This is a genomic window from Bradyrhizobium sp. AUGA SZCCT0283 (genome assembly GCF_018130385.1).
Lineage (GTDB): Bacteria > Pseudomonadota > Alphaproteobacteria > Rhizobiales > Xanthobacteraceae > Bradyrhizobium.
On sequence record NZ_JAFCLU010000013.1, the window covers coordinates 35,411 to 47,373 of the forward strand.

Below are 11,963 nucleotides of genomic sequence, written 5' to 3' on the forward strand. Positions count from 1 at the left end.
CCACGGCTTCGGGCCGGGAGGGGATGTCCGGCGTGTTCTGACCGGCGGAAAATGCGTCAGTGGCCGTCATGGTGTGCAATCGTGATCCCCCAGGGCAGCTCGCCGACCTGGATCGTCTTGATGACCTTTTGCGCGGCGACGTCGATCACCGAGACGTCGTTCGACACGCCGTTGGTAACCATCAGATATTTCTCGTCCGGGGTGAATGCCATGTGCCACACCCGCTGACCCACCAAGAGATATTTGGTGACCTTGTGGCTGGTGGCATCGACGACCGCGATGCGATTGGCGGGACCGAGCGCGACAAAAGCAGTCTTGCCGTCCTTGGTCATGCCGATGCCGACCGGCTGGATGGCTTCGCTCCGCAAGCCGGGAATGTTGAATGAAATCTTGTCCGTCACCGCCCGCTTGGCCGGGTCGATGATCGAAACGGTGCCGCCGATCTCCGACGATATCCACACTTCGGAATTGTCACGCTTGAACTCGGCGAAGCGCGGGCGCGCATCGACCAAAACGTTGGCGACGATCTGGCGCGTCGTGGTGTCGATGAAATGCGCCATGTTGGTGGTCTCGGACGTATTGATCAGGATTTTTCCGTCCGGACTGAGGGCCATGCCCTCCGGCTCGACGCCGACCTGGATCTCGCCGAGACGGGCGCGCTTTTCGACGTCGATGATCGTTACCGTGTTGTCGTTTTCGTTGGCGACGTAGAGGACCTTGCCGTCGGTATCCAGGGCGAACAGCTCGGGGTCGGGGCCGGACGGCAAAGTGTCGACGACCTCCTGCTTCGCAACGTCGATCACTTGAATGCTGTCGTCGTCGCCGACGGCGACGAACACGAACTTGCCGTCCCTCGTGAACTCGATGCCGCGCGGCCGCTGGCCGACCTTGATGGTCTTGGTGACGGTCCAACTCTCCGTATCGATGACGGTTACCGTGTTACTCTTCTCGTTGGACACATAGGCGATGAAAGCCGAAGCGGGGGTCGCCGCCGCGAGCCAGACAGCCATTCCGGAAAGCAGGCAGCGATGCCACATACGCAATCCATCCTCTTTCATTGCAGCTTGCACTTGGTTTCGGGCCGATCGGCGCCAAGCGTATCGAGCTCCGACACCTGGTGCAAAAATCCCTCCTGCGGGGAAACCGAGACTACCATGCGTCCATCGACCAGCAGGATCGGCTGACGAAGCTGCAGGTTCCAGTCCCGCAGTGTCAACCGCCGTCCCTTGAACGCCGCAATGGAAAAGTCGGGCCCTTTGAGAAACTCCGATACCGCCTTTGGATCACCGGACTTCGTGCGCGACGCCGCTTCGCCGATCATACGCGCTGCCGTCCAGGCCTGCATGTCCAGTGCGGTCATGTGTCGCGAATTCAATTTTACAAACCGGTTCTGGATCTGGATCGCGCCCCATTGGTCCTGGGCGGCGTGCCAACTGGTCGGAACTAGACCTGCCGAGCCGGCGACCGGCCGCGGGTCCCAGGTACGGTAGGGCAGGTAGGACGCGAATACCTCGCTTTCATCGGCAGCGACGAGGACGTCATAGGCCGGCGCCTGCTGGGTGAATACCGGCATTTGCCGCTGGATCAAGGTGACGCCGCTATCGGTACGGCGGGCACCGCCCGTATCTTCGAAGGTCCGCTCCTGAACGATCTTGGCGCCGAAGCGCGTCGCAGCACGGCGCAATGCGTCGGCGTACAATTTATCCGGTTCATGCGAGCCGACGACGAACAGCCAGCGCTTCCATTGCTTCCACACCAGATACTGGGCGAGCGCATCCGCGAGCATCGAGCGCGTCGGTGCGACATGGATCACGTTGGGACGACAATCCTGCTCGCGCAGCCGGTCGTCGATCGCGCCGGCATTCAACAGCAGCGTTCCGCGGTCGCGAAGCGCATCAGCTGCCTTCAACAAATCGTCCGCCGGAAGGTCGGCAATGATGAAGCCGGTGCGCCCGGCAAGCGCTGCTGCTGACTTGGCGACGTCCTCATTGTCCTTGAGCCGGACTTCCTCCAGCGTGAAATGCTGATTGAGGAACTTGCCCGTGGTGTTGTTGTCTTCGGTGGCAAGGCGTGCGCCGGCAAGGCCGTCGTTCTCGGCCGGCAGTTCGACGAGTGACAATTTCGCCTTGACGCCGGCACGGCCGAGATAGCCGATGCCGATCTCGATAGGGTCGGCCGCGAGCACGGGGGTAGCCGCGATGCTCAAACTGATCGCAGCGACCAACCATCGGATCATGGCTCCTCCCTGACAGGTCTTCTCGACTTCCCCGCATCGAAGACCGTTGGCTTGAACCATGACCGAATTGTCTTGGCTTGCAACTCAATTCTGTCGGGACGGCTTTAGCCCTTCAGGCGCTCCGCGTGCCAGCGCAGATGATCGGACATGAACGTGGAGATGAAGTAGTAACTGTGGTCATAGCCGGGTTGCCGGCGCAGGTTGAGGGGGATCCTGGCTTTCTCGCATGCGGCCTGCAGCAGTTCCGGGCGGAGCTGTTCGGTCAGAAACGGATCGGCATCGCCGTAGTCGACCAATAGATCGGATACTCTGGCGCCATCCTCGATCAACGCAACCGTATCGTGCTTGCGCCATGCTTGCCGGTCGCTGCCGAGATAGCCGCCGAGCGCCTTGATGCCCCATGGCACCTGCGAGGGAGCGACGATCGGCGCAAACGCGCTTGCTGCGCGATAGCGGTCGGGATGGCGCAGCGCGACCGTCAGTGCGCCATGGCCACCCATGGAGTGGCCGAGAATGGATTGTCGGTTAGGGTCGACGGGAAAATTTTCGGCGACCAGTTTCGGCAATTCTTCGGTGACATAGCTCCACATGCGGTAGTTGCGCGCGAACGGCGCCTGCGTCGCATCGACATAGAAACCGGCGCCTAGCCCGAAATCGTAGGCGTTGGCGGGATCGCCGGGCACGCCTTCGCCGCGCGGGCTGGTGTCGGGCGCAACGAAGACCAGTCCAAGCTCAGCGCAGGCGCTGCGGAATTCGCCCTTTTCCGTCACATTGGCGTGGGTGCAGGTCAGGCCCGAGAGATACCAGACCACCGGCAGCCTGGCGCCGGCGGCGTACGGAGGGACATAGACCGAGAAGGTCATGTCGGTCCCGGTTTCGCGGCTGGCGTGTCGATAGACGCCCTGCGTTCCGCCATATGACTTGTTAAGCGAAACGGTTTGCATGGTCATGATCTCTGGACTCCTGCGCCGCGCGGCAATTCTCTCACGCTACGCCGCTTTCGATTGCCAGCCGTACCAGTTCGGCGGAAGTTCGTACACCGAGCTTCTGGCGCATGATCGACGACGTATTGGCAACCGTCTTGTACGAGGAATGAACCATCCACGCGATCTCGGAAAGGCTCTTGCCCGCGCTGAGCAGGCGCAGGATCTCCATCTCCCGCGAGGTGAGCTTGGAAAGCGGGCTGCGGGCAAATGCCGGTCCGGCAAACGCGATGCTTCGCGCGATCGCGGAGGGCAGATAGACCCCGCCTTTGCCGACTTCATGGATGGCCTCGACCAGATCCTGCGGATCACCGGTCTTGGCGACATAACCCTTGGCGCCGATTTCAATGGCGCGCGCGGCGAAGACCGGATCGTCGTTCATGCTGAACATGATGATCCGAGCGGAAGCGGTGTGCGCAAGAATGCGCCGCGCCAATTCGAACCCCGACACGGTCGGCAGGTTGATATCGATCACACAGATGTCGGGGTGCTCGGCGACGAACACGCGTTCGCCGCTCTCAGCGTCGGCGGCCTCCAGCAGCACGATCTCCGGCTCGTCGGCAAACACGGTACGGCAGCCCGAAGCAACGATGGGATGATCGTCGACGATCAGAACACGCATTGCATCGATCCCCGAGCTGCTTCAGTTTCGTTGCTGCATTGCGTCAGGCGGTACCTGCGCCGGCGCGAGGCCGACCATGCAACGCCAGCGAGATTGCTGTACGCTTCAATCTGATCGTCGGTTTTTCGACTGTCAACGGTCCTCTCGACCGGGGAGCTGATTGCGACGCGATTGGGGCAAACCTCATGTGGCAGAAATTATCGTTGCGGGCCCGGATCAATTTGCTGCTGGCGCTGGGTTTGACGCTCGGCCTGGCCATCAATATCGCGCGGCTGGTGGTGGAGGCGGGCCCTCGTGTTCGAGCCGAAGATCAAAGTGTCATACGGCTGGCGCGCGAATTCGTGGAGACGATCGTTCCCGGCCTTAACGAGGCGCCGGACCCGGACGCGCGGCTGAACCAGATCGTTCGCGACCTGAGCCGGCTTCGGCACGTCAGTATCACGCGGCAGGGCGATACCTCCACAGGCGAGCGCTCCGGTAACGGCGACGACGAACGGTCGCCGCCGGCCTGGTTCATCGCGCTCGTTCATCCGGAAACGACCGCCGTGAGCGTGCCGATCACCATCCATGGGAGGCCGCAGTCGCTGGTGATCACGTCGCACCCGAACGATGAAATGGCCGAGATATGGGACGGAATCATCACCCAGCTTGCGGTCAGTTCCGCCCTCGCCATCGCACTCTTTCTGATTACCATGATGGTGGTTGGCCGCGCGCTGGCGCCGCTGCGGGCACTTTCGCAAGCCATGGCGAATATCGAGGCCGGGCACTATGGTTCACGCGTCGAGCCCGGCGGCGCGCCCGAACTGGCGGCGATCTGTGCCAAGCTGAACCACCTTGCTGGCGCCCTCGGCGAGGCCGTCGAAGACAAGCGACGGCTCGCCGAACGCACGGTCTCGCTGCAGGATCTCGAGCGCAAGGAGATCGCGCGCGAATTGCATGACGAGTTCGGGCCATATCTCTTTACGCTGCGCGCCCACGCCGGCGCCCTGATGCGGCTTTCGGAGGACGGGCGCGCGCCCGGCGCGGATGCACTGCGCAAACATAGCACCGCCATCCTGGAGCAGATCAATGCGCTGCAGCAGTTCAACCGCAGGATACTGGAGAAGCTGCGGCCCGTCGGGCTGGCGGAGCTTGGATTGCGCGAGGCGCTCGGCGTGCTCTTGCGGTTGTGGCGGGAATCACGTCCCGACGTAACTATTGATGCGAACATTGCGTCCGCGCCTGATGAGACCGGAGAAGTCACCGACTTGACGGTTTACCGCATCGTTCAGGAAGCCCTGACAAACGCCTTCCGCCACGCCGACGCGACCTCCGTCACCGTCACGGTCGAACAGGCTGCGGGAATGCATGGAAATCGTGGTTGCGCCCTGGTGCGCGTCAGCGATAACGGTCGCGGTTTGGCGCCGGATCACAAGTTCGGCTTCGGCCTGATCGGTATGCGCGAGAGAATACTGGCGCTGGGCGGTACGCTGAATGTCGTCTCCGGCAACGGAGGTGTCACGGTAGAAGCGGTCGTTCCCCACGGATCGCAGCATTGATGGGTCGAAGCGCCATCCGGGAATTTCTCCCGGTCTCTTTCGGGAGGAATGCATTTCGGGAACCAGACCTTTTGCAGCTAGCGCGTCGTTGCCTTCTCACTAGTATCGTCCGCTAACCGGCATCCGAAATGCAGCGGGGATGGAGTGGGGTGGGGGCATATGGGCGTACGCTTGTTGCTGGTCGGGACAATCTCGATATGCGTCGTTCCCGGGATCGACTATGCCCAGGCCCAAACTGCGTCCGGCGATAGCGAGGTCTTGCCGGCCATCGAGGTCGTCGCCCCGGCCACAGTTGCCAAACCAGGCCGCAGCAAAAGAGCGCCTCAGGCCGCCAGGAACTTGCGCAGAGTTTTTGTCTATCCGACCGCGCCCACGACGACAGCCAGTTCGGGGATGGATGTCGACAAAGTACCGGCAAGCGTCAACGCGGTCGGGGCAGGGCAGATCGCGCGGACCGGCTCGCTCAACATCGCGGATGCGCTGCAGCAACAGGTACCTGGCATCATCGTCAGCGACACGACCGGCAATCCATTTCAGCCGGACATACAGTTCCGTGGCTTTGTCGCATCTCCCGTCGCCGGTACGCCCCAGGGGCTCGCGGTCTACCAGAACGGGGTGCGCGTCAACGAAGCGTTCGGCGACACCGTCAACTGGGACTTGATCCCGACGGCTGCGATCAGGTCGGTCACGGTCGTGACCAACAATCCCGCGTTCGGCCTCAACGCCCTGGGCGGGGCGGTCAACGTGCTGATGAAGAACGGCTTCAATTACCAGGGTGCCGAAATCAACACGATGGGCGGTTCGTTCGGGCGTATCCAAAGCTCGGCGCAGTGGGGCAAGCAGATCGACAATTTTTCCGTCTATGGGGCGCTGGAGGGACTGCGCGACGGCGGATTCCGCAATTTCTCTGAATCAAAGGTCCGCCGCTTCTATGGGGATGTCGGCTACAAGACCGACAGCAGCGAATTCCATCTCAACATGGGCGTCGCCAGTAACAATTTTGGCGCGGCAGCGACGGTGCCGGTTGAATTGCTCCGGAACTACTGGGGGGCGACCTACACCACGCCGCAGACGACAGCCAACCGCGTTGGCTATGTCAATCTGACCGGAAAAATCGAGGCTACGCCGACCTGGACGATCGAAGGTTCGGCGCACGTCCGGGCATTCCAGCACAAGACGGTGGATGGCAATCCGACCGCGACCCAGCCATGTGCGCCCCCCAACGACACGCTGCTTTGCTTTAACGACGACAGCAGCTTTGCAAATGGCGTCAACGGAGTTCCGATCGTAAATCCCTTCCCAACCGACGCCGTGCTGGGGCAGATCGACCGGACAACAACCCGTTCGACGACGACCGGGGCGACGTTGCAAGCCACCAACACCGACCAGCTATTTGGGCACAACAACCAGTTCATGGTCGGCGCCAGTTTCGATTCCGGCGTCACCCGCTTCGGGGCCAGCGCCGAATTGGGCACGATCGGCTCAAACTACGTCGTCAGCGGTAGCGGCGTATTTCTCGGACCGTCCGGCACTCCGATTTCGATCGGTCCGGTCTCGCTTCGCGCCACCAACCGTTACAGCGGACTCTATGCGCAAGACACGTTCGACGTGACGGACGCGTTTTCAATCTCGGGCGGCGGCCGGTTCAACTATGCAAGCATCAACCTTGAAGATCAGATTGGCACCGCGCTCAACGGCAATCATACGTTCAGCCGCTTCAATCCGATGATCGGCGGCACCTACAAGATCACGCCGGAACTGACGGCCTATGCGGGGTATTCTGAAGCCAATCGTGCACCGACCCCGCTGGAGCTCGCATGCGCCGACCCTGCGCGCCCCTGTATCATCGGGGCCTTCCTGATCTCGGATCCGCCGCTGAAGCAGGTCGTATCCCGTACCGTTGAGGCCGGTTTGCGCGGCACCAAGGAGCTGAATATCGGAACGCTCGGGTGGAAGGTCGGCGCGTTCCGCGCGACCAATGCCGATGACATCCTGGCGATTCCCGTCCCGTTGCAGGGTTTTGGCTACTTCCAGAACGTGGGCAGGACACGGCGCCAGGGCATCGAGGCCCAAGTCAATCTGACGTCGAAGACGCTGCAACTCTATGCCAGCTATGCCCTCGTGGATGCGCGCTTCCTCGACGCCTTGGAGCTCAACTCCCACAGCCCGTTCGCCGATCCCGTCACTGGCACTATCCAGGTCCTGCCGGGCAACCGCATCCCCGCGATCCCGCGCAACCGGGTCAAGCTTGGCTTCGACTATTCAGTCACCGACGCTTTCAAGGTCGGCGGCGACGCGTTGTTCGTCGGCAGCCAGTATTTTGTCGGCGATGAATCCAACCAGGCGGCGAGGCTGCCAGGGTATTCGGTTTTCAACCTGCACGCCTCGTACCAGATCAACAAGACGTTCCAGATCTATGGCCGCATCGACAATATCTTCGACAATCGCTATGCGACCTACGGGACGTTCTTCGATGCCGGTGACGTACCCAATTTCGCCAATGGCGGCGTGCAGTTTACTGACGCCCGCTCCGTAAGCCCGGCGCGCCCGCGTGCCTTCTATGCAGGGCTAAAGGCGACCTTCTAGAGCATGATCCGGAAAAGTGGGTATCGGTTTTCCGAAAAGATCATGCTCAAATCAAAGAGATAGAGCGGGATGACGATTCGAAGAAAAGTCATCGCGCTCTAGGCCAGCGAAACGGCTTGCCGTTTCCATTACCCGACGGGAGAGGCGCCGTTGATGCGCGGCAAAACATCGTTGCCGCAACCGGGACGTTCCGTTTTCAGGAAACGTCCGGCGCCGGATCGGCGCAGTGCGCCTTGTGGATGGCGGAGGGAACGAACCCGAAATGCTTCCGGAACACTCGGCTGAAGTGCGACGAACTGGAAAAGCCCCACGAAAATGCGACATCCGTGATCGTCTTGCCGTGCTGGGTCTCCAGCTCCTGCCGGCAGTGCATCAACCTCGCCCGCCAGATGTAATCGCTGACGGTCATGCCCTTGTCGCTGAACAGCATGTGCAGATAGCGCTTGGTGCAGCCCAATGCCGCCGAGATCTGGTCGATGCAAAGATCCGGGTCGCGCAAATGTTCGCGGATGAAGGCCTGAGCCCGGATGTACATCGCCTCGGGACCGACGCGATCGAACATCGTGTCGGCCTCGCGCAGCGGCAACAGCAAGAGATCGATCAGCGAATCAGCGACGCCGATGGCGTTGTAGGGCGACAGCCTGTTCGCTTCGTCAAACGCGGTGTGCACGAAGTCGTAGGCGATGCGGCCGGTGCCGTTACGCGCAGAGAGCTTGCACGGCAACATCTTCGCCGTGCGGAAGCCGCGTTCGTGCAGCAGTTCCTTTGGGACGATCACGACCTCGTGCCGGGTCAGCGAGGGGCTGACGATCGTGTGCGGACACGAGACGTCATAGGCGAGGCAATCGCCGGGCATGATGTCGATGCGACGGCCGCCCTGTTCGAAATGCGAGATGCCGTAGGTCTGGAACAGTATCTTGACGTAGGGATGTTCGCTCAGTTTTGTGCCTGAGACCGTGTGCGCGATGCGATGCTGGCTCGCCTCGATCTGACACAGTTTCAGCTGCGAGACGGTTGTGTAATTTATCCGCCCCTCGAGCGAAGAACCTTCCAGCGGATCGACGTCAAACTGGCCGCAGAGATCGGTCAGAGCATCTGACCAAGTTTGGATCTGCTTCTTCGGCGCCAACCCGGACGTGCTGAGTGAGCGGACTGTATGGGACATGGTCCAAGCACCGATTCGAGAACAGGCCGCGACCTCGCAAAAGCTTCGGTCACAGGACGCTACATTTGACTCAACTTAAGGCGGTCCCAGGGAAGTCGCGCAGATTCTTCCCAATATCCCTTTGACAATCCTCCAACTTAGTTTCGGCTGCGTCAAGGGGAACCTCAATCTCGGGACGCGCGGGTGCTTGTGGGAACAAGCCCACGATTGATGCTTCGCAGCATGAGAAGAGGCTCCCGACGGTCAAAAATTAAAAAGTTCATTGTGTTTCGCTTTTGAGCAAACGCGGTTCGCTCTTGGGCAAGTTTCCTATTTCCGAACGGGATAGGAATAGGGACCAAGAATGGAAAATGGGCCGTCTCGGCGGAAACCCAAAACTCTTAATCTGGGAGGAAACCACTATGCGCAAGGTGCTATCCGCTGCCTGTATCGGCACCATGGCGACATTCGCCATGGGCGTCGCGTATGCCAACGAAGAGCTGAGCAAGATGGCGCAGAACCCGAAAGATTGGGTGATGCCCGCTGGCGACTACGCAAATACACGCTACTCGAAACTGAATCAGATCAACGCAGCCAATGTCGGCAAGCTCCAAGTTGCCTGGACCTTCTCGACCGGCGTGCTGCGCGGCCATGAAGGCGGGCCGCTCGTCATCGGCAACATGATGTACGTCCATACGCCGTTCCCGAACAAGGTCTACGCTCTTGACCTTTCGCAGGAGAACAAGATCGTCTGGAAGTACGAGCCGAAGCAGGATCCGAACGTCATTCCGGTGATGTGCTGCGACACCGTCAATCGCGGCGTGGCCTATGGCGACGGCAAGATCTTCCTGCATCAGGCCGACACCACCCTGGTCGCGCTCGATGCCAAGACCGGGCAGGTGGCGTGGAGCGTCAAGAACGGAGATCCGGGCAAAGGCGCCACGGGCACCTCCGCGCCGCTCGTCGTCAAGGACAAGGTTCTGGTCGGCATTTCCGGCGGCGAGTTTGGCGTGCAATGTCACGTCACGGCCTACGACCTCAAGACCGGCAAGCAGGCCTGGCGCGCCTTCTCCGAAGGGCCGGACGATCAGATCATGGTCGATCCCGTCAGTACCACCGAACTCGGCAAGCCGGTCGGCAAGGACTCGAGCCTCAAGACCTGGCAGGGCGACCAATGGAAGATTGGTGGCGGCTGCACATGGGGCTGGCTGTCCTATGATCCCAGTCTGAACCTCGTCTATTACGGTTCGGGCAATCCCTCGACCTGGAACCCGAAGCAGCGTCCGGGCGACAACAAGTGGTCAATGACCATCTTCGCGCGCAACCCGGACGACGGAAAGGCCAAGTGGGTCTATCAGATGACGCCCCATGACGAATGGGACTATGACGGCGTCAACGAAATGATCCTCAGTGACCAGCAAGTCGGCGGCGCAGAGCGCAAACTGTTGACCCATTTCGACCGCAACGGTTTGGCTTACACGCTGGATCGTGCAACCGGCGAACTCCTGGTCGCCGAGAAGTATGATCCGAAGGTGAACTGGACCACCGGCGTCGACATGAACAAGAGCTCGCCGACCTACGGGCGTCCCAAGGTGGTCGATCAATATTCGACCGAAAAGGGCGGCGAAGACAAGAACACCAAGGGCATCTGCCCGGCCGCGCTCGGCACCAAGGACGAGCAGCCGGCAGCCTATTCGCCCGATACGCAACTGTTCTACGTGCCGACCAACCACGTCTGCATGGACTACGAGCCGTTCAAGGTGAGCTACACCGCGGGCCAGCCCTATGTTGGCGCAACCCTGTCGATGTATCCGCCCCAGGGCGAAAGCCACATGGGCAACTTCATTGCCTGGGATGGCAAGACCGGCAAGATCGTCTGGTCGAACAAGGAGCAGTTCTCGGTGTGGTCGGGAGCGCTCGCGACGGCTGGCGGCGTGGTGTTCTACGGAACGCTCGAAGGCTATCTGAAGGCAGTCGATGCCAAGACCGGCAAGGAACTTTACAAGTTCAAGACCCCGTCGGGCATCATCGGCAACGTCAATACCTATGAGCAGGGCGGCAGGCAGTATGTGGCCGTGCTGTCCGGCGTCGGCGGCTGGGCGGGTATCGGCCTTGCCGCAGGTCTGACCGATCCGACTGCGGGACTCGGCGCGGTCGGTGGTTATGCCGCGTTGAGCAACTATACCGCGCTCGGCGGCACGCTCACGGTGTTCGCGCTGCCGCAGTAAAGCAGGACCACCTCGTCCGGCGCGTGGCTCGTTCCACGCGCCGGTGATCTAGACCGAACGTCGAGGATGAGCTCTTGCGTAAAATCTGGTTGATTGCAGCCACTCTCGTGCTGGTGGCGCCGGGATCGGTTGCCCACGCTGCGGACGATCCGACCGCCGTCAAGTCCGAGGATGGCAAGTATCTCGACAAGGAAGGCAACCCGACCTTCAAGGTCGCGCAGGACGGGACGGTCGATTGGTACACCTATTCCGGATACCGTCGTTATCACTCCGAATGCCATGTCTGCCATGGCCCTGACGGGATGGGATCGACCTACGCGCCGGCGCTACAGGATTCATTGAAGACGATGAGTTACGGCGATTTCCTCGGTGTGGTCGCCAGCGGTCGCAAGAACATCAGTACCGCGCAAGAGAACGTCATGCCGGCGTTCGGCGATAATCCGAATGTCGCCTGCTACATGGACGACCTCTACGTCTATCTGCGCGCCCGCGCGCATGACGCGGTGGGCCGCGTGCGGCCTGCCAAGCGTGAAGACAAACCCGAGGCCTATACTGAGGCGGAAAAGTCCTGCATGGGAGCTAAGTGATATGCCGAACATGCGAGGGGCGCGTCTCGGTACGTCCGT

9 protein-coding genes are annotated in these 11,963 nt (G+C 61.1%); 4 read left to right on the plus strand and 5 right to left on the minus strand.

The genetic code is table 11. From position 1 onward, the window contains the following. Positions 1-56 precede the first annotated feature (56 nt). The 4 genes from JQ624_RS19115 to JQ624_RS19130 form a co-directional block, all read right to left on the minus strand. Positions 57-1,037, minus strand: coding sequence for a YVTN family beta-propeller repeat protein (locus JQ624_RS19115; RefSeq protein WP_249129921.1), 981 nt, complete (start codon positions 1,035-1,037; stop codon positions 57-59). A gap of 17 nt (positions 1,038-1,054) precedes the next feature. Then, positions 1,055-2,236, minus strand: a complete 1,182-nt coding sequence (locus JQ624_RS19120) for an ABC transporter substrate-binding protein (RefSeq protein WP_212420453.1) — start codon at positions 2,234-2,236, stop codon at positions 1,055-1,057. Between the two features lie 104 nt (positions 2,237-2,340). Then, positions 2,341-3,186 (minus strand): S-formylglutathione hydrolase, encoded by an 846-nt coding sequence (fghA, locus tag JQ624_RS19125; RefSeq protein ID WP_212420454.1) that lies wholly within the window; start codon positions 3,184-3,186, stop codon positions 2,341-2,343. Positions 3,187-3,220: 34 nt separating this feature from the next. Further along, positions 3,221-3,841, minus strand: coding sequence for a response regulator transcription factor (locus JQ624_RS19130; protein WP_212420455.1), 621 nt, complete (start codon positions 3,839-3,841; stop codon positions 3,221-3,223). A gap of 185 nt (positions 3,842-4,026) precedes the next feature. Here JQ624_RS19130 and JQ624_RS19135 point away from each other — a divergent pair, with 185 nt between their 5' ends. Together JQ624_RS19135 and JQ624_RS19140 are read left to right on the plus strand one after the other, a co-directional pair. Next, a complete protein-coding gene (locus tag JQ624_RS19135) occupies positions 4,027-5,379 on the plus strand; it encodes an ATP-binding protein (RefSeq protein ID WP_212420456.1) in 1,353 nt (450 codons plus the stop codon). 393 nt (positions 5,380-5,772) lie between these two features. Next, positions 5,773-7,965 carry a TonB-dependent receptor gene (locus JQ624_RS19140; RefSeq protein WP_249129916.1) on the plus strand — a complete coding sequence of 731 codons (2,193 nt, stop codon included), beginning with the start codon at positions 5,773-5,775 and terminating at the stop codon, positions 7,963-7,965. Between the two features lie 196 nt (positions 7,966-8,161). Here the strand turns inward: JQ624_RS19140 and JQ624_RS19145 are convergent, their stop codons facing one another. Then, the gene (locus tag JQ624_RS19145; RefSeq protein WP_212420458.1) at positions 8,162-9,130 is read right to left on the minus strand and encodes a helix-turn-helix domain-containing protein; all 969 of its coding nucleotides are present in this window, start codon (positions 9,128-9,130) and stop codon (positions 8,162-8,164) included. 401 nt (positions 9,131-9,531) lie between these two features. Here JQ624_RS19145 and xoxF5 point away from each other — a divergent pair, with 401 nt between their 5' ends. After that, positions 9,532-11,337, plus strand: a complete 1,806-nt coding sequence (gene xoxF5, locus JQ624_RS19150) for a lanthanide-dependent methanol dehydrogenase XoxF5 (protein ID WP_212420459.1) — start codon at positions 9,532-9,534, stop codon at positions 11,335-11,337. 107 nt (positions 11,338-11,444) lie between these two features. Continuing rightward, positions 11,445-11,924, plus strand: a complete 480-nt coding sequence (locus JQ624_RS19155; protein WP_312014453.1) for a c-type cytochrome, methanol metabolism-related — start codon at positions 11,445-11,447, stop codon at positions 11,922-11,924. Positions 11,925-11,963: the final 39 nt, after the last annotated feature.